The 19,624-nt window shown below is 38.5% G+C and carries 11 protein-coding genes; 7 read left to right on the plus strand and 4 right to left on the minus strand.

Annotated elements, in window-relative coordinates:
* The first annotated feature begins 82 nt into the window (after window positions 1-82).
* The 7 genes from ESZ48_RS10770 to ESZ48_RS10800 all read left to right on the plus strand — a co-directional run bounded on the left by ESZ48_RS10770 (window position 83) and on the right by ESZ48_RS10800 (window position 11,265).
* Window positions 83-1,039: a M20/M25/M40 family metallo-hydrolase gene (locus tag ESZ48_RS10770; RefSeq protein WP_129017490.1), complete on the plus strand. Its 957-nt coding sequence runs from the start codon at window positions 83-85 to the stop codon at window positions 1,037-1,039.
* A 188-nt stretch (window positions 1,040-1,227) separates the two neighbouring features.
* Window positions 1,228-2,874 (plus strand): beta-N-acetylhexosaminidase, encoded by a 1,647-nt coding sequence (locus ESZ48_RS10775; protein WP_129017491.1) that lies wholly within the window; start codon window positions 1,228-1,230, stop codon window positions 2,872-2,874.
* 283 nt (window positions 2,875-3,157) lie between these two features.
* On the plus strand, window positions 3,158-5,455 hold the full coding sequence (locus tag ESZ48_RS10780) for a family 20 glycosylhydrolase (protein WP_129017492.1): 2,298 nt from the start codon (window positions 3,158-3,160) through the stop codon (window positions 5,453-5,455).
* Between the two features lie 51 nt (window positions 5,456-5,506).
* The gene (locus ESZ48_RS10785) at window positions 5,507-7,285 is read left to right on the plus strand and encodes a DUF4091 domain-containing protein (RefSeq protein WP_129017493.1); all 1,779 of its coding nucleotides are present in this window, start codon (window positions 5,507-5,509) and stop codon (window positions 7,283-7,285) included.
* 18 nt (window positions 7,286-7,303) lie between these two features.
* Window positions 7,304-9,568, plus strand: a complete 2,265-nt coding sequence (locus ESZ48_RS10790; RefSeq protein ID WP_129017494.1) for a beta-N-acetylglucosaminidase — start codon at window positions 7,304-7,306, stop codon at window positions 9,566-9,568.
* A 218-nt stretch (window positions 9,569-9,786) separates the two neighbouring features.
* Window positions 9,787-10,425 (plus strand): hypothetical protein, encoded by a 639-nt coding sequence (locus tag ESZ48_RS10795; RefSeq protein WP_129017495.1) that lies wholly within the window; start codon window positions 9,787-9,789, stop codon window positions 10,423-10,425.
* Window positions 10,426-10,824: 399 nt separating this feature from the next.
* Window positions 10,825-11,265, plus strand: coding sequence for a CHRD domain-containing protein (locus ESZ48_RS10800; RefSeq protein ID WP_190246237.1), 441 nt, complete (start codon window positions 10,825-10,827; stop codon window positions 11,263-11,265).
* A 157-nt stretch (window positions 11,266-11,422) separates the two neighbouring features.
* On the opposite strand, the gene ESZ48_RS10805 is transcribed toward ESZ48_RS10800, so the two are convergent.
* The 4 genes from ESZ48_RS10805 to ESZ48_RS10820 all read right to left on the minus strand — a co-directional run bounded on the left by ESZ48_RS10805 (window position 11,423) and on the right by ESZ48_RS10820 (window position 19,614).
* The gene (locus ESZ48_RS10805; RefSeq protein ID WP_129017497.1) at window positions 11,423-13,027 is read right to left on the minus strand and encodes a sulfatase family protein; all 1,605 of its coding nucleotides are present in this window, start codon (window positions 13,025-13,027) and stop codon (window positions 11,423-11,425) included.
* Window positions 13,028-13,266: 239 nt separating this feature from the next.
* A complete protein-coding gene (locus ESZ48_RS10810) occupies window positions 13,267-14,841 on the minus strand; it encodes an arylsulfatase (protein WP_129017498.1) in 1,575 nt (524 codons plus the stop codon).
* A gap of 315 nt (window positions 14,842-15,156) precedes the next feature.
* Window positions 15,157-16,449, minus strand: coding sequence for a glycoside hydrolase family 27 protein (locus ESZ48_RS10815; protein WP_223266419.1), 1,293 nt, complete (start codon window positions 16,447-16,449; stop codon window positions 15,157-15,159).
* 48 nt (window positions 16,450-16,497) lie between these two features.
* The gene (locus ESZ48_RS10820) at window positions 16,498-19,614 is read right to left on the minus strand and encodes a glycoside hydrolase family 2 TIM barrel-domain containing protein (protein WP_129017499.1); all 3,117 of its coding nucleotides are present in this window, start codon (window positions 19,612-19,614) and stop codon (window positions 16,498-16,500) included.
* Between the last annotated feature and the right edge of the window lie 10 nt (window positions 19,615-19,624).

Below are 19,624 nucleotides of genomic sequence, written 5' to 3' on the forward strand. Positions count from 1 at the left end.
TAAATTTGTCCTAATCGTCTATCTAATTCTAAGCAAGACAGTTGTTTCAGACCTATTCATCAATATAAAACATAGAAACACCATGAAAAAAATACTTCTGTTTTCACTTTTAATCTTAAACTATTGTGCGTCCTATTCCCAAGTAGAAATCACTGAAAACGAAATCAAAGATCATATCCTGTTTTTAGCTTCAGAACAAAATGCAGGCCGTTATCCTGGTACGAAAGCCAACCGCGATGTCGTAAAATACATCATCAAGGATTTTAAAGAACAAGGCCTTCTCCCTTTAGCTAAAAATTATAAACAGAAATTTAAGGCTCGTTTACGTGTCGATAAAGGAGAACCTGAGAAACGCCTTGCTAAAACCTGCAATGTTGTGGCCTATCTTGAAGGTAATGATCCGCTTCTGAAAAATGAATATATTATTTTAGGTGCGCATTATGACCATTTGGGAATGGGCGGTCCTTCTTCAAAATCAGACCAAAGTAACACCATTCATTACGGCGCCGATGACAATGCCAGTGGCACTGCCGCGCTTTTAGAAATTGCCGAGAAAGTAGCGGCAAATAAAGATTTGTTAAAACGAAGTGTCATTTTTATTGCATTTGGTGCAGAGGAACAAGGGTTGCTGGGAAGTCAGTATTTTGTAGATAACCCGTTAGTCCCGCTTTCACAGGTTAAACTGATGATTAATATGGACATGGTAGGCAGATTAAACAACGAAAATCATGTCTATATGAATGGCGCTGGAACATTTCCCGGAGGGGTCGAATTTATGCAGCAGTTAGGTGAATCTTTGAACTTAACCCCAATTGTCCATGCCGGTTCAGTTGGTGGTTCAGACCACGTGTCGTTTTTTAAGAAAGATATTTCTGTGCTCGGGATTCACACGGGCGCGCATCCACAATACCATCGACCGGAAGACACTGCCGATTTGATCAACGTTCCAGGTCAGAAACAAGTAAGCGATTATATTTACGACGCTTTAATGACCTTTGCCACCACCGAATATAAAATGGAATTTATCCCACAAGAATAAAACAAGAACGTCATGTAACGCGATTTTGAAAATGCTATTTTATCGGCTCCATAAAGTAAAACGCGGTCAGCGTTCCGGGGTGGTCATCCGTCGAATTCATTTTTAAAATTCTCAGTAAATTCATATATTTTAAGCTTGATTTTTTTGCAATAAAACGACACCAAGAAACACTTATAACCATCATAACAATGAAATCCACCTTTTTAGCTTTAATCGCTCTTTTTACACTCAGTAATTGCACAGAAAAAACCAGATCTTTTACGGCATCTGAGATAGCCCTTCTTCCAAAACCTTCGTCTTTAGACCTAAATGAAGGCTCTTTTGCCATTCAGGACAATCAACAAATTTTTTCAAATCATGAAGAACAAAAAACTGCGGCGGCAGATCTTCAAGCTTATATTTCTGAAACTTCAGGTTTCAATGCATCTTTAGGAGAAAACTCTGCGGCGTCCATCACTTTTGAAAAAAAGGAAGATTTAGGACCAGAAGCCTACCAATTGATAGTGTCACCAAAAAAGATAAGCATTTTGGCAAATGATGCTGCTGGATACTTTTATGGCGTCCAAACTTTAAAACAGCTGATTTCAATTGAGACTCCAGAAGGATCTCAAGACCAAGTGTACTTAGTGCCATCCATTACAATTACGGATAGTCCACGATTTAAATGGCGTGCCTATATGCTTGATGAATCCCGTTATTTTCACGGCGAAGAATTCGTAAAACAAATGCTGGACCAAATGGCATTGTTAAAAATGAACACCTTCCATTGGCATCTGATTGACGATGCAGGATGGCGGATTGAAATTAAAAAATATCCACTATTGACTGAAGTTGGAGCCTTTCGTGCCGATAGTGAAATTGAAACGTGGAAAAGCGGAAAAACTTCGGGAGAGCCGCACGGCGGATTTTATACCCAAGAGCAAATTAAAGACATTGTAGCTTACGCTGCTGAACGCAACATTACGATCGTTCCAGAATTTGAAATGCCAGGACATTCAAGTGCGGCCATTGCGGCCTATACTTGGTTAGGAACTGCCGGAAAAGCTATTGACGTACCTGTGACATTTGGCCGCTTGTACGACAATTATGATGTGACCAAACCTGAAGTGGTGACGTTTATAAAAGATGTTTTGGATGAATTATTTGTATTGTTCCCATCTGATGTCATCCATATTGGTGGTGACGAAGTGGGTTATGAAGTATGGGAGAAATCGGCTTCGGTTCAAAAATACATGAAAGAACACGGCATCAAATCGCCTGCTGATCTGCAGATAGATTTTACGAACAAAATTTCAAAGTATATTGAAGAAAATGGTCGACGCATGATGGGTTGGAACGAAATTTTAGGTAAAAACATCCATACAGATTTTGAAGAAAAGAAAGACGATCAAGAGGCAGAAACTGAATTAGCAAAAAACGCCATTGTTCATTTCTGGAAAGGCGATTTGGAATTATTGACCGAAGCTGCTAAAAACGGATATGCCATAGTAAATTCCTTGCACAATAGGACGTATTTAGATTACAGCTACACTTCCATTCCTTTAGAAAAAGCCTATAGTTTTGATCCTATCCCTGAAGGTTTGGATGCGCAATACCACAAAAATATTTATGGCACCGGCTGTCAAATGTGGAGCGAATGGACGCCAACCAATGCTGATGTGGAACGACAAACTTTCCCAAGAATCGCCGCATATGCTGAAGTCGGATGGACTGCATTAGAAAATAAAGATTACGACAGTTTTAAAATCGCACTTAAAAAAATGCAAAAACATTGGGATGCTTTAGGCATCAATTATTTTAAGGATGTCGATGCGTCCAAAACTGAAGGGGAATAAAGTTTGATGTTTCCGCCTACGCAAAAGCTACGGACGGGCAGGCGAATTTCTAGTTAGGTTAAAAAATTAAACCATGGAATAAGTTGATAGGATTTTAATAAAGACTGAAAGTCTATTCAATTCGTGAAATAGATAGTATAAAAAATGATTTTACCTTTAAGAACAAAGGAATTTGTAAAAATTAGTGCTATTCGTGTCTAAGAAATTTTAAAAATCAACACGGAAACCTTGAAGCCGAACGAACAGAAAATTAAGGGATTCAACCCCTTAAAAAAATGAAAAAATGAAAAACCTCTCCTTATTATTAGTGCTTTTACTCATGCTTTATAGCTGCGAAACCGTAAAAACTAGAACTTTTACGGCTGAGGAAGTGTCCATAGTTCCAAAACCTTCTGAAATGGTTATTGAAGAAGGCAGCTTTACATTTACGGAAGACACTAAAATATCTGTTGAAAATGACAATCAAAAACCCGCAGCCAAATACTTATCTGATTTGTTCGAGAATGCTGCCGGTTATGCATTATCAATAATAGATACGAGAGAAGATAGAGGTGTTGCTTTTTTAAATGATGATAAGATAGCTAGTGAAGCGTATACGTTAGAAGTGACGCCAAAAAAAATCACCATAAAAGCGAGTGACGCCGCAGGCTATTTTTACGGGGTGCAAACCTTGCGTCAATTACTTCCACCAAGTATTGAAATCGAAAACAGCGACGAAGACAATTGGGTGATTCCGAGCATTAAAATTAAAGACAATCCGCGATTTGCATGGCGCGGCATGCACATGGTTTTCAGTCGCCATTTTTTCAGTCTAGAGGAGGTAAAAATCTTTTTGAACTATATGGCACTTTATAAGTTGAATACCTACCATATGCATTTAACCGACGATCAGGGTTGGCGGATTGAAATTAAAAAATATCCCTTATTGACGGAAAAAGGCGCATGGCGTGTGGAAAGCTCCCATGACATTGCTTGTAACGAATTAGCTAAAACAGATCCTTCTTATATTATAGACGAACAGCATTATCACAGTCGTGAAGGACAAAAAATGTACGGCGGATTCTTTACCCAAGATGACATCAAGGAAATTATTGCCTACGCCGCAGAGCGTCAAATTGAGGTCATCCCTGAAATTGATATGCCCGGACATTTTAAATCGGCAATTGATAATTACCCCTATTTGTCCTGTACCGGCGAAGCTGGTTGGGGCGAACTTTTTTCAACTCCGGCATGTTTAGGAAAAGAAAGCACCTATGAATTCACAAAAAATATCCTCTCGGAGATTGTGGAATTATTCCCGTCTGAATACATTCATATTGGTGGTGACGAAGTGAACATCCAATCGTGGAAAGAATGTCCGCTATGTCAACAAGCCATAAAAGATAATAACTTAAAGAACGAACACGAATTGCAATCCTTTTTCAATAGAGAGATTGAGGACTTCTTGAAATCTAAAGGAAAACGCCTTATGGGATGGGATGAAATTGTTGAAGGAGGTCTATCAGAGGATGCGACCATGATGTGGTGGCGCAATTGGGCACCTACCATGAGAGATATTGCCGCCAACAATGGCAACGACATGGTGCTCACCCCCTGTTTTGAATACTACTTTGATGCCCAACACGACGTAACCCCATTTGAAAAAGTCTACAAGTATGAACCCATTCCTGAAGGATTTACGGAAGATCAAGCCAAACATATTTTAGGTGTTCAGGCTAATTTATGGTCGGAAATGATTCCTAATTTTAAACGGTTGGAATATATGGCCTTCCCAAGACTATTGGCCTTGGCAGAAACTGCATGGACTTCAAAAGACAATAAAAACCATGACGATTTCCAAAAGAGAATGCTGCTGCAATACGACCGATTGGATGCGCTGGATATTAAATACCACATCCCTTCCGTAACAGGTTTTAAAGATAAAGTCGCATTTTTGGACAAAGCCATTGTCGAATTGCAAGCGCCGCTGAAAGAGATGGATATCTATTATACAACCGACGGCACCACGCCTTCAAAAGATTCTAAAAAATATACCGGTCCGCTAGAGTTTACAGAAACAGTCACTCTAAATACTATTGCCTATAGAGGCGACATTGAAAGCGACACGCGATCCGCACTGGTTGAAAAACAAACTTATTTAGAACCTATCGATGTGAATCCAAATACTGGCAGTCTAAAACGATGGGCAGGTATCAAACAATTTTCTGTGGTGGATGATGTGGTTTTACCTAAAAACGCCACGTTCACATCCGAAAAGGCGATTGCTTTCTCAGATCATGATGGGAAAGAACACGTGTCCATGGTTTTTAAAGGTTATTTTTATGCAGAAGAAGACGGATTGTTCGAGTTTGCCACCAAATCTGATGATGGCAGTTTATTGTATCTCGGCGATATATTCGTTGTTGATAATGGCGGCAACCATTCGGCAATGGAGAAAAATGGGATGGTAGCACTTAAAAAAGGATGGCATCCTCTCACCATTAAATACCATGAGGCCACTGGAGGTGGAGCATTAGAAGTTTGGTACACCGCACCAAACGGCGAAAAGAAAGTTTTAAAAGGGGATGTTATTGCAGAGTGAGAATTGAAAAATTCCAAATAAAAAATACCAATTCAAAATTTATAATCAAAAATGAAATTAATCTTTAAATGCGTATTCGTTCTTTCAATTCTACTTACAGTCGGCTGTCAGAATGAAAACAAAGAATTTACTGTAGCTCAAACCTACGAAGAGCCTCAAGATCCTTCACCAAACACTGAAGAAAATTGGTCTGCCGTTGCCAACGGACTGCAAGCTTCTGTAACCTCAACCGACATTCGTTTTGTAAGAAGTGAAATCCCAAGAATTGAACAACAAAACTCCTGGTCCGGAACTGCTTGGAAAGGTGATCGAACTTCTGCACAAATCGTCTTGTGGAGTAAAGATTCATTAACCGAAGTACATACGCAGCTGTCAGAATTTAAGTCGGATGCTGGTGAAACCTTACCATCAGATATCGCCAAAATAAGTTTCGTAAAATACATTCTAACCGATGAGTTTGCAGAAGGCTGTGGCTACAGAAAACCAGAGGATTTTGCATCCTCACTGGCCGCCGATGGTTTAGACCCTGTAAATTCCTACGCCATAAAAGCTGAAGAAACACGACCTATTTGGATCTCGATTGATGTGCCTTCTGATGCCAAAGCAGGAACTTACAACAGTACTTTTAGCATTGATATCAAGGGACAGGAGACCAAAACCCTGACGTTTTCCATTCGTGTGATTGATAAAGTATTGCCACCTGCTACCGATTGGAAATTCCATTTGGATCTATGGCAAAATCCTTACGCAGTAGCCCGTTATCATGATGTTGAACCTTGGTCTGAAGCGCATTTTGATTTATTGAAACCCATCATGAAACGTTTAGCAGATGCGGGACAAAAAGTGATTACCGTTTCTCTCAACAAACGTCCTTGGGGCGGGCAGACTTTTGATCAATTTGAAGCCATGATCGAATGGCGCAAGAAAGCAGATGGCACTTGGAGCTATGATTATTCAATTTTTGATAGTTGGGTGCAAATGATGATGGACTTAGGCGTTAAAAATCAAATCAGCTGTTATTCGATGGTGCCATGGGGCAATGAATTCTACTATTTCGATGAAAACGAAAATAAAGAGATAAAAATAAAAGCGGCTCCAGGAACTGAAGCTTATAGCGAATTATGGATTCCGTTTTTGGACCAGTTTAAAGCGCATTTGGAGAAAAAAGGTTGGAATACCATTACGAGAATAGCTATGGACGAACGTGGTCCGGAAGAAATGAAGGCCATGTTGCAATTGCTCAATGAACATGCTCCAGAATTTGGCGTCTCTTTTGCCGATAATCATAAAAGCTACAAACTTTATCCCAATGAATTAAAGGATATGTCCGTCGCTTTTGGAGATCCGGTTGATAAAGAAGATTTGATCCTTAGAAGAGCAAATGGCTACATCAGCACCTTTTATGTATCCTGTGCAGATGGCTTCCCAAACACCTTTACCTTTTCGGCCCCGGCAGAAGCTACATTCATTGGTTGGTACACTATGGCTGCCGATTTTGATGGTTTTTTGAGATGGTCGTATAATAGCTGGACAGAAAATCCGCTACAAGATTCCCGTTTCATCACCTGGCCTGCTGGAGATACCTACAGTGTTTATCCCGACAACAGAAGTTCCATTCGGTTTGAAAGATTAAGGGAAGGCATTCAAGATGCTGAAAAAATCAGGATTCTAAGAGAAGAACTTACAGAAAAGAACATGTTGGATGAATTGGACCATTTGGATAAAGTTGTGGCCCAATTTAATCTGACTGTAAAGCCAGCAAATTTTGAAGGCATGCTTAAAGACGCCAAAAATGTACTCGATATTTTAGCTGAAAAACTAAATCAATAGACATAATAAGGTTCTAAAATGATTTTAAGAACCATTTTAATACCCAATAAAAACGTGATTAAAACACAAAAACTTACAGCAAACACAATTTTAATGAAAGCTTCACTTTCTGGATTATTCCTTTTGATGTGCTTTTTTGGTTTTGCACAAAACTTAGCCATTAACCCTACGCCTCAACAAACCGTGATTTCTAATTATATAGAGACGCCCACTCATTTTAAGTTACAGTTGAAAAACGTAGACCTTGCGACCCAAAACCTACTCTCTGGATTTTTTAATGAAGGGAACACTTCAAACAAAGGTTTTACGATTACCATTGGGGACATCAATGATCGGTTCCATCGAAAATTCCTAAGAAAAGTACCTCAAAACGCAGAAGGCTATTTCATCAATAGTAGTAATAAAAAAATCACGGTTATTGGTCGGGATGCGCGGGGCACTTTTTACGGTGTGAAGACCTTATTAGCGTTATTGGCATCAGATAAATTTCCTCAAGGTGAAATTATAGATTATCCCGATGTCGTTGCGCGAGGCGTTGTAGAAGGTTTTTACGGAACACCTTGGAGTTTTGACCACCGGATCCGTCAAATCGATTTTTATGGCCAAAATAAATTGAACACGTATATTTATGGACCAAAAGACGATCCTTACCATAGCTCGCCAAATTGGAGAAAACCCTATCCTGAAGACGAAGCTACTCAACTTAAAAAACTCATCGATCGAGCAGCGCAAAATCATGTCGATTTTGTCTGGGCCATTCATCCCGGAAAAGACATCCAATGGAATGATGAAGACCGCACTGCCCTACTCCATAAATTTGAATTGATGTACGATCTGGGCATCCGTTCCTATGCCGTGTTTTTTGATGACATTTCAGGAGAAGGTACCAACCCAAAACAACAAGCAGACTTATTAAATTATTTGCACAAGGCCTTCGTTAAAGTAAAAGACGATGTCAAACCTTTGATCATGTGTCCTACCGAATACAATAAAGGCTGGTCAAAACCTGAAGGTGGGTATTTAGAAACTCTAGGAAAAGAATTGGAGCCTTCCATTAGGATTATGTGGACGGGCAATACGGTCGTGTCTGATATCGATCAAGAAACGATGGATTGGATCAACTCCAAAATACAACGAAAAGCATTTATATGGTGGAATTTCCCTGTGTCCGATTATGTGCGAAATCATCTGCTTTTAGGTCCAACCTACGGCAATGCAAAAGATATCGCTGATGACGTTTCAGGTTTTGTTGCAAATCCGATGGAACATGCCGAAGCATCGAAAATTGCTATTTATGGCGTGGCCGATTACGCTTGGAACATGACTGCATACCAATCGGAAAAAAACTGGTTGGAAGCCTTAAAAGTAGTGATGCCTGAAAGCTATAAAGCTTTGGAAATTTTTGCAAGGCATAACAGCGATTTGGGTCCGAATGGCCATAAATACAGACGTGATGAATCGGTCAGCTTTGCACCTAAAGCCACTGTGTTTTTACAAAAACTTGAAGCAAATCAACAGATTGATAATCTTGAAGCCATTCAAAACGAATTTCAATCCATGGTTGAAGCGTCCTATATTTTATTGAATAGCACGGATAATCCAGTACTTCTGGATGAAATCCGCCCGTGGGTAAAACAGTTCCAACTTCTCGGACAATCAGGTCTTGCAATGTTGCATATGTACAAGGCATTGGAAGATAAACAAACGGAGCGTTTTGAAAGAAGTTATCAAGCGCTCAAAGCCATGAAGGCTCAAATGTATGCCATAGACCGTACCGAAAACCAAAATCCTTACCAACCTGGAGTTAAAACTGGGACTTTAGTAGTTTCACCATTGATTGATAAGGGATTTGCTCATGTAGTGAATGCTTATAATGACACATTTGATAAAAATCTTGAAGTAGAGTCCAATTACAACCCGCATCAATTATTTACAAATGTTGAGCAGTTAAAAAATCAGCAGATCACATTGAGAGATAGGACACTAGCGTTAAATCCGCCATTGGAAATCCTTCGTTTTGAGCCACAATCTTATTTTGGATTTGAATTACAAAAGATAGAACATGTGAAAAATATAGCCTACAAACTTTCTCCAAGTACAGTTTACGAGCAAATTTCTCTTGAAGTTTCTAACGATGGCGCAGAGTGGACTGCTTTAAAAACAGAAGTTAAAGACGACGCTGTAAAAGCAACTGTGAATAGCGAGATTAAGTTTATTAGACTTGTAAACACCTCATCGGAAATGTCAGAAGCTAAACTTGAACATTTTACTGTGATGTTGTAGTAAAGTCATAAATCACTTTGGATTTCATATTAAACAAAAGGCAAAGCAAATAGTAATGCTTTGCCTTTGTTTTTGAGAGCATCCTAATTTAACAAAAATCACGAAACTCAAAATAGCTTAAGGTAATTTTCCACTCGGTTATAAAAACTTTCATCAAATAAGGCGGGCTTTAAAACTATGGCTATATTAGAGACATCAATAGTTAAAATGCAACAACCTTGAATAAAAACTTTTCAATCAATTGCGACCCATTGAAGCGAATCATTTTATTAGTTTTTATATCAAGCATCATCATCTCTTGTCAAGATAAAACACCCCATCGGAATTTACTTCAAGACCATTCTTTAACTAAAACGGAAAGACTCGATCTGTTTTTAGAATCGCCAATCACTATTAATACCAACGCGAACGAACAGCGATTAAACAACATCAAATTCCATAAGAGCTATATTCTAAATGATAATCCACATTTTAATTCTGACAGCGACTCTATTGCGAAGGCAACTTCAAACAGCTATGTGATCCTAAATGGATCGTCTTTTGACAAAGAACAAGATTCCATAATTAGAATATCTTCAAATACGGACGTCATTGAGATTTTAAAAAACAAATATGTAGAACGTATTACCTATATGAGATTGAATTCAAACGGAATACAATTAAATTATGGCGTGCATTTAGGAATGGCCTTGGATGATTTTACGAAACTATTTCCTTTAGAAATAAACGAAAATCATGTTGCATCTTATATCGATAACGACTCTTTTGAAGTGAAATTCATATTTGATGAAGACAGCAAAAGGTTAAAGGAGTTCAACTACTTATCAATAATGGACTGGTTCTTGGTTCATCGCTAAAGCAGTTCTCAAATGCATTTCTATCATTATATATGATGAAAGAAACTTTCGATTTATAAACTTAATGACCAATTATTAGTAATTTGATATTCGTTAAAAATCTTACTACTGTAAAACTCTAAACAAGTTTCCAAATAAAAACTTGGCTCATCCCTCAAAATGGAAGATTTAATCCCTAACCCGTAGTGAGATTTACCACATTTTTTCAATAATTCTGCCCCCTAACCTCTAAGAGTTTTAAAAATCATCTACTCGTCTTACACCCATAATTTGATCAAAAGACAAGGTTAAACTAACGTTAAAATAAAATTTACACGCAATTTATTATTGAATAACGTTGTTATACAACAATTAAGAAAATCCTTTTCTTAAACGTATAACTTAAAAATTATGAAAATTATGAAACAAATATTCAAATTCGTTGCGATTTTAGCAATTATTATTGGCGTGGCATCATGTAGTGATGATGATGACAATACCACACCAGATCCAAATGTTGTATATGAAACAACACTATCCGGAGCCAACGAAGTTCCAGCAAATAGTTCAGAGGCAAAGGGCACTGCCACACTTACATTTAATAAGGATACAAAAATTTTCACATTAAATGTCACCCATGATATTGCCACTCCAACCATGGGACATGTGCATAAAGCTGCTGCGGGTGAAAATGGCTCAGTTATATTTCCATTTACATCTCTAGCCTCACCAATTTCTTTTACAAGTCCCGTTTTGACAGAAGACCAAATTGCTGACTTAAACAATGGACTTTACTATGTAAATATTCATACGGAATTATTTCCAGGAGGGGAAATCCGTGGAAATCTTGTAAAGAAATAAAAAATAATGATATTTTATATTCCAAGCCGATTCATAAGGAATCGGCTTTTTTTAATTTCCTTTCGATGAAATCCAAGCGTAAAAAATCATGTTTTGGCACTGATTAGTAAATCCATTTTCACATTGCAACTGAAAATGAAGTCCAAAAATCTTTTTATTATTTGTTGTACTGATCAATATATTTTTTATCCAAGGATTCCGAATCTTTATATTTCTCTCTTGTTTCCTGAAGTTTCTGTTTCATTTCAGCAACCACCTTGGCATATTTTGGATCATTGATCACATTGTTAATTTCCCTTGGATCTTTTTTGCGGTCATACAATTCCCATTCGTTGACATCATGATAAAAATGGATGATCTTATAATCTTTCGTAGCGATCCCATAATGCCTTTTCACGGCGTGTTCGGCAGGATATTCGTAATAATGATAGTAGACAGCATCTCGATCCCAAACGGCTTTATTACCCGTTAAAAGCGGCACCAAGCTCTCTCCTTGCATGTCTTTTGGCGCTGTAACACCGGCAACTTCAAGAAAGGTTTGAGCAAAATCCAGATTCTGAACCATTTCATCTTCAGTAATCCCTGGCCTAATTTTATTTGGCCATTTGATCAATAATGGTGTTTTAAAAGATTCGTTGTACATAAAACGCTTGTCAAACCAACCGTGCTCGCCCAAATAAAATCCCTGATCGGAGGTATAAATAACGATGGTATTATCGGCAAGGTTTTCATCATCCAAATAATCCAATACACGACCTACGTTATCATCAACAGAAGCAATCGTCCCTAGATAGTCTTGCAAGTAGCGCTGATATTTCCATACCGTAAGCGTGGAATCATTCATAGTAGGATAGCGCTTTTTGAAATCCTCATTGATAGGACCATAAACAGCATCCCAACTGGCGCGTTGTTCAACAGTCATACCATATAAACTTTCTCCGAGCTGGCTCCATTGTTCAATACCGAGTTCCTTAACCGTTTCTGGAGTTAATTTATTATCGTTGATAAGCGACATGTGCTTTAAGATGCCCATTTCTGCAGTTTTTGCAGCAGTGCCTCTTGTCTTATAATCATCGAACAAGGTTTCCGGCAAAGGAAAAGTTTTCTGGGTATATTCCTTATAATACTTTTCACTTGGCAACCAGGCGCGATGTGGTGCTTTGTGCAAATACATTAACATAAACGGTTTGTTTGGATCCCTTCGGTTTTTCATCCAATCCAAAGTCAGATCGGTAGTGATGTCGGTCACGTAACCCTCAATGATGGTATCTCCTTTTTGGGTAATAAATTTAGGATTGTAATATTCCCCTTGGCCAGGTAGAATTTTGAATTCATCAAACCCTTTCGGATTATTTCCAAAGTGCAATTTTCCAAACATCGCTGTTTGATAACCTGCTTTCTGAAGGATCTGCGGGAACGTGACATTGGTGGTATCAAATTCACTTAAGTTATCTATTTTACCATTGATATGGCTGTGTTTTCCGGTGAGGATCACTGCTCTTGACGGTGCACAAATGGAATTGGTAACCGTGGCGTTAGTAAACAACATGCCTTCATTGGCAATCCTATCGATATTTGGCGTGTGTATCAAGGTCTTGTCATAAGCACTTATGGCCTGATACGCATGATCATCAGACATAATGAAAATGATGTTGGGTTTTTCAGAAGTTGCCTGTTCCGTTTTTTCAGAAGCTTTTTCTTGCTTACAACTTACCATCAGTAAGCTGCCAAAAACAATGATTAAGAGTTTAAAATATGTCATAAAAATTTATTTTTAATTTAATGCTTTTCGGTTTCTAAAGACAAGTTATAAGCGATTCAATTTTTATTTATAGTATCCATCATCCATAAATATTTTCGGATGTTGAGATTCCGAATGCAAAAGCCTTTTCTCTCTGTGACCCTCTGTGAAACCTCTGTGAAACTCTGTGTCACAACTTTTCAACCGCAAAGCATACAAAGATTTTCTGCAAGGGTCGCGATAGAAATTTTTTCTACTCCCTATTCAAAAATCGCCTCCACTCCATCAATCACAAAAGATGCATTCTCTGGCGTATGATGTTCTTTTTTTACAATCTCAAAGAATTTTTCGAGCATTTCTGGATGTTGGTCCATAATATTATGTTCCTCTCGAATATCGGCATTCAAATCATACAACTCAACGTTCTTATTCCCGTCTTTAATATTTTTCCAGATCATTTTCCATTTGCCCATTCTCACCGCAACTTGTCCATTATAGCCCGCGAACTCCCAATAAAGATATTCATGTTCCTTTTGCTTTTCGGTATTCGTAAGCGTGTTATAAAAACTAATACCATCGGATTTATAGTCGGTTTGGACATTGGCAATCTCATTTAAGGTAGGCATCACATCGTAAAATGCAGAGATATGATCTGTTTTCGAACCAGCTTTTATTTTAGCAGGCCATGTGGCAATCATGGGCACTCTTATCCCACCTTCGTATAAAAACCCTTTGCCTCTCCCATCACTACTATCAAATGGCGCAGCACTATCAAACCAAACGGCGTCACCACCACCGGCTGAGCTAGGTCCATTATCAGAGGTAAATACAATGAGCGTATTTTCATAAAGACCTTCTTCTTTTAAATACGCGACCAACTTACCAACATTTTCATCCAAATAAGAAATCATCGCCGCATAGGTCGCGTGTGGATATCGGGTTGGAAAATAATCTGCGCCTTTGTCCTCAATAAAATGATGTGGTTTTTCATCACCAAATTTCTTGACGTAATAATCGATCCATTTTTGCGGCGCTTGCAAGGGTACGTGTGGGATTGGACTTGCCCAATACACAAAGAAGGGATCCTTTTTATTTTCATCAATAAAACCCATCATTTTATCAAAAATCAAGGACGGGCTATAATCAGGCTGTGTGTATTTAGCATAGGATTCTAAAGAAAACGCATCACTTCCTTTGGCCAAGCCTTCGTGTGGGGCAATGGTATCATTATTTAAATACACACGGTTTTCGTTTTCATACAAATGTACCGGCGTATAGGTGTGTGCTTGACGCTGGCAATTGTATCCAAAAAAGTAGTCGAAGCCCATTCTTGTTGGGATAGACTCCGTTTGTGGTGCTCCCAATCCCCATTTGCCAACAATAGCAGTTTTATAATCTGCTTTTTTCAATAATTGAGCGATTGTGACGCTTTTTTTAGGCATCGGGCGTTGTCCTTCCAAAGTAGAATCTGCAATCATGGCGCGATAATTCCAAACATTTCCGCGTTCTTCCCATTCGTCATTCCCTCTAATACTGGCGTGACCGCCATGCAATCCCGTTAACAATGAAGCCCTAGCTGGCGCACACACAGGCGATGCTGAATAATGTTGGGTAAACAACAGGCCTTCTTTAGCCAAGGCATCAATATTAGGCGTTTCTATTTTGGTCTGTCCGTAAACGCCCAAATCGCCATAACCTAAATCGTCCGCAAGGATATAAATGATATTGGGTTTTTGATGGACTTCGGTTTTAGCAGAATCATTTGCCTTTTTATCTTGACAGCTAGAAAGGGAGACTATTAAAATAAAAGATGTTAAAATCTGAATTAATTTCATGCGATAATCTGTTTTTAATTTTTAGTTGAGATATGCATTTTTCTTGTTTTTGATCTTTTTACAAGTTGCATCGCCATTGGCGGCTGCTCGATACGTTCCTGCGCCCTTCACTGAGCACCTTAAACAATCGATGTTTAAATTCAAAACCCATTTAAGATGTCGCCTCTCTGAGGCTTGATTTTTACTAATTATACATTGGCTACAAAGATGTCATCCCTATGGGATTTCTAAGCTCCAGCGGAGCGGAATATTTGTAGTTTAAATATGCATAGGGAATAGAGCTCCGTAGGAGCGCCATCTCAATGGACGATTTAATTATTTATTCTGAAAAATATTGAACGGTTTTGAAACACCGTCAAGCTTTAAAACAACCACACCATGTGGCGCCACTTCAAAGCTTAAAGTTTTCTTTGTACTGGTTTCAAAATCCTTCTTTGCCCATAAATCGCGATAACTATAACTTTCTGAAGCATCCAAACCTATCGTATCCAAATCAAAAGAAATGGTTGCTGCTTTTTCTGATCTGTTCAAAAGTGTGACCGCTACTTTCCCACTCATTGTGGAAATCAATGGTTTTGCCCAAACTTCCAAATCGCCACGTTTATCCAAGCGGCGTGCTTGATAAACCAAAGGATCCTGATTGAGTGCGATAATTTCTTTATTGGTTAAAATTTCAATGGTTTGATCAGTCATATATCTCAAATCATTGCCTGCCAAAAGAGGTGAGTTCATCATGCACCACATGGTAAAATGCGTTTTATCTTCTTCATAAGTCATTCCTCTTCCTACTTGCAACATATCCATATCATTGACATGACCCGGAGAAGCGTATTTCCATAAATCGGCATTCAAATCGATGATGTGTAGAATGGAACTAAATTCGTTGGAAATATCGCCTGAAATTCGCCAGGAATCGGCAATTTGAAGCGCCCATTCACCAGGAAATTCCCATCGACAGATATTAAAAACCGTGTGGGGTTTGATCTCTTTTATAATATTGGCGATTTGGGTGTAGCGTGTTTCTTCATCGAGATCTAACCAATCGCCACCACACCAATCGACTTTAATGAAATCGTAGTTCCAGTCGTTAAGCATCAGTTTCAAATCCTTTCGATCGTGACCCATTAGTCCTGAGCCTACACCTATCGTATCTTTATCCCAGTGGGAAGCACAGGTATTGATGCCCGCATCGGAGTAAATTCCGGCTTTTAAGCCTTTAGAATGGATATAATCTGAAATCACTTTCATACCATTTGGAAATCGTACAGGATGGACGAGCAAATCACCATGATCATCACGACCAGCAAAAAACCCATCGTCAATATTGACATAAGCATAGCCTACTTCAGCCATCCCGGAAGACACCATAAAATCGGCTTGCGCTTTAATCACCTCCTCATTAATATCCACATGAAAATTATTCCAGCTGGACCATCCCATAATGGGCGTTTGTGGTTTATTAGTCGCAAGTGATATTGGTCCATTCAAATCATCCGACCTTATCTCCTGTTCTTGATTTTTACAAGACACGAGCAGAATCACCGCTAAAAAAAGACCATATTTTATCATTTCATTTGATTTATAAAAACCAATATCGACTTTCTGCATGTTGCAATAAAGTCGATATGGTATTTTTTATAGCATTATTTTAATTTCTTATTTCTCAATAGGTACCATCCAATACGAGTAAGAATAGTCTTTATACGCCAGCATGTATTCTGGCAAAGGTAATCTTCCCCAGCTGTTGATACTTCCCAAACCTTGTTGGAAACCATCAATATTGACGAACACTTCTTTGCGTGGATCGATTTCTCCAGCATGCTCTTGTTTTCTTTGGTCGCCACTGTGTAAATCGTCTTCTCTATAATTAAGTGCCTGGACGAAGAATGGTGTTTCACTTAAAAACTTTATTCCTGAGCCGTCTTCCTTGGTGAGTGACGCCCAACGTACATCCATTTTGTTTCCGTTTTCTTGCGGACGTAAGTATGCGAAATATTGTTCTGCAATGGTTTGTTTGTACAAGCCTACTTTAGCTGCATGCTGTCTATCAGTATACGCCTCAAAAGGGCCTTTCCCGTAAAAAGTGATATTTTTATAGGCTTCTGGCAAGACCAGTTTATTTCCAAACTTATAGAAACCTGAATGTTTCCCTTTAATAGCTTTCAATTCATTGGTCACTTTTACCGCCCCATTTCCATCTACTAAGTAGGTTTCAATAATCTTTGCATCACCATCAAATAAATCTCTGGTAAACGTGATTTCAACTTGCGACTTTGACAGTTGTTTGACAGCGGTAGTCAACTTACCTGAAGTATCTGCATCTTTCCATTCTTTATAACTTCTTTGAGTTCCTGCACCGTAATCATTATCAGTTGGCGCCCGCCAGAAGTTCACTACGGGGCCGCTTTCTATTAAATTCTTGTTTTTAAAGGTGTAATCGGTTAAGGTGCCTTCCTTTTGATTAAATAGCAATTCGAAGTCGGTTCCTGTAACGTTAATCATATCACCGTTTGTTTTAAAATTTACTGCTGCCGTGGCTGCTTCCGGTAATCCAACTTTAGCTTCTTGCAATTGAAATTGCTCATAAGCTATTCTATAACCTGCTTTCAATAAAGGCTCATCAGTTTTTAATATGGCAGAAACGTTCAAGAAATATTCAACACCGTTTTTAAATTGTGTTTTAAAAGGAATTTTAATTGCTTTTTTAGCCTGTGGAGCATAATCCAATTCTTCAATTGTTCCTGACTCTACAACCTCGCCATTAGCAATGACCTCCCAATTCAATTTGTAATTTGACAAATCTCTAAAGAAATACCAGTTTTTGATGTCTATCATCCCATTAGAAAGATCATTTTCGTAAAACTTAATATTCTGTTGGATATGCGCTACTTCTAAAATATGCGGATTTGGTGTTCTATCCGCTTGCACCAATCCGTTAAGTAAAAAGTTATTATCACTTGGCGTGCCTTCAGGTCCGAAATCGCCGCCATAAGCAAAAATCTCTCTACCATTTCGTTCAATTCTAAGCCCTTGATCTACGAAATCCCAGATAAATCCACCTTGTAGTTTATCGTATTTTTCATATAAATCCCAGTACTCTTTAAAACCGCCCATACTATTTCCCATAGCATGTGCATACTCACATTGAATATACGGTTTGGTCCGTTTATCATTTTTGGCATAAGCCTCTGCATCTTCAGGTGTTTCATACATTGGCACGTACAAATCGGTATTCCATTCATGAACCGCACGTTCGTGTTGTACAGGTCGGGTATTGTCGATTCTTTTAGCCGATAAATAGCCTTCATAAAAATTATAGCCGTTTCCAGCTTCGTTCCCTAAAGACCAAATTATAATGGACGGATGGTTTTTATCGCGTTCCACCATACGATTGATGCGCTCTAAATGCGCCTTTAACCAAGCTGGATTATTGCCCAAAGTCCTGTCCAAGGCATAACCCATTCCGTGTGATTCGATATTGGCTTCATCCACCACATAAATGCCATATTCATCACATAGTTCATAAAAATAGGGATCGTTGGGATAATGCGCAGTTCTTACCGCATTGATGTTATATTCCTTAAAGATTTGAATATCCCTAAGCATATCTTCGCGGGAAATGACATGTCCGGTATTTGGATCATGTTCGTGACGGTTGACGCCTTTGATTAATATTGGTTTCCCATTGACCAAGAAATTGCTGCCTTTTACTTCAGAAGTACGAAATCCTAATTTTCTGGAAATCGCTTCAATTACGTTTCCTTTTCTGTCTTTGATGACAATGTTTAATTGGTACAGATTTGGGATTTCAGCAGACCAGGTTTTTACTTGCGGAATGGTTTTTATGAAACTGAACGTTTTTCCAGAATTCGGATCCAATTCATAAGCTGAAGATGATTTATAAACCGATTGATTATCTCGAATTATCTCTACTTCTATGTTTCCTTTTTGCTTTTTAGAATCGATGCTTTTCAAATCCACCGACAGATCAAAAACGCCATCGGTATAATTGTTTTCCAATCCGGCTTTCGCAAAATAATCGGCTAATTGAATTTTTGGTCTTGCGTATAAATATACATCACGCTCAATGCCTGAAATTCTCCAAAAATCTTGACATTCCAAATAACTGCCATCACTCCAACGGTACACTTCCAAGGCGATGCTGTTCTTGCCAGGCTTAACAAAATTAGTCACATTAAATTCTGCCGGTAATTTCGAACCTTGGCTATACCCTACTTTCTTGCCGTTGATCCAGATATAAAAAGCCGATTTAACAGCTCCAAAATGGATGAACACATCTTTGCCGTTCCAATCATTCGGAACCTCAAACGTTCTTTTGTAGGAACCTACAGGATTATCGCCATCTGGAATTTCTGGTGGATTTAATTCGCCTTTCTGAAACGGATAGGTGGCATTCACATAAATAGGAATTCCAAAGCCTTCCACTTCCCAATTTGAAGGCACTTTAATAGTGTTCCAGTTTGAGGTATCGAAATCTTCTTTATAGAAATCTGTTGGTCGTACTTCAGGAGTATCACTGTAATTAAACTGCCAGATGCCGTTTAACAACATATAGTTGTCCGCTTTTGAAACATCATCTTCCTTCGCCAATTCTAAAGAATTGTACGGAAAAAATGTCGCACGTGCATCCAACTTATTAATTCCTACCACATCTGGATTTTCGATAACGGGATCAAGCGTTTGCGCTTGACCCAAGTGGCTTCCTATTACTAACAGAAATGCCGCTTTTAATATATAATGTATCTTATTCATGATTTTATAT

This window comes from Gelidibacter gilvus (genome assembly GCF_004115975.1).
In the GTDB taxonomy this organism is placed as follows: Bacteria; Bacteroidota; Bacteroidia; order Flavobacteriales; family Flavobacteriaceae; genus Gelidibacter; species Gelidibacter gilvus.

What these genes read in the sequence shown, in the direction of transcription:
- ESZ48_RS10780 (WP_129017492.1), top strand. Translation starts at nt 3,158, where the DNA reads ATGAAAAACCTCTCCTTATTATTAGTGCTTTTACTCATGCTTTATAGC.
- ESZ48_RS10805 (WP_129017497.1), bottom strand. Translation starts at nt 13,027, where the DNA reads ATGACATATTTTAAACTCTTAATCATTGTTTTTGGCAGCTTACTGATG.
- ESZ48_RS10810 (WP_129017498.1), bottom strand. Translation starts at nt 14,841, where the DNA reads ATGAAATTAATTCAGATTTTAACATCTTTTATTTTAATAGTCTCCCTT.
- ESZ48_RS10790 (WP_129017494.1), top strand. Translation starts at nt 7,304, where the DNA reads ATGATTTTAAGAACCATTTTAATACCCAATAAAAACGTGATTAAAACA.
- ESZ48_RS10800 (WP_190246237.1), top strand. Translation starts at nt 10,825, where the DNA reads ATGAAACAAATATTCAAATTCGTTGCGATTTTAGCAATTATTATTGGC.
- ESZ48_RS10770 (WP_129017490.1), top strand. Translation starts at nt 83, where the DNA reads ATGAAAAAAATACTTCTGTTTTCACTTTTAATCTTAAACTATTGTGCG.
- ESZ48_RS10785 (WP_129017493.1), top strand. Translation starts at nt 5,507, where the DNA reads ATGAAATTAATCTTTAAATGCGTATTCGTTCTTTCAATTCTACTTACA.
- ESZ48_RS10815 (WP_223266419.1), bottom strand. Translation starts at nt 16,449, where the DNA reads ATGCAGAAAGTCGATATTGGTTTTTATAAATCAAATGAAATGATAAAA.
- ESZ48_RS10775 (WP_129017491.1), top strand. Translation starts at nt 1,228, where the DNA reads ATGAAATCCACCTTTTTAGCTTTAATCGCTCTTTTTACACTCAGTAAT.
- ESZ48_RS10820 (WP_129017499.1), bottom strand. Translation starts at nt 19,614, where the DNA reads ATGAATAAGATACATTATATATTAAAAGCGGCATTTCTGTTAGTAATA.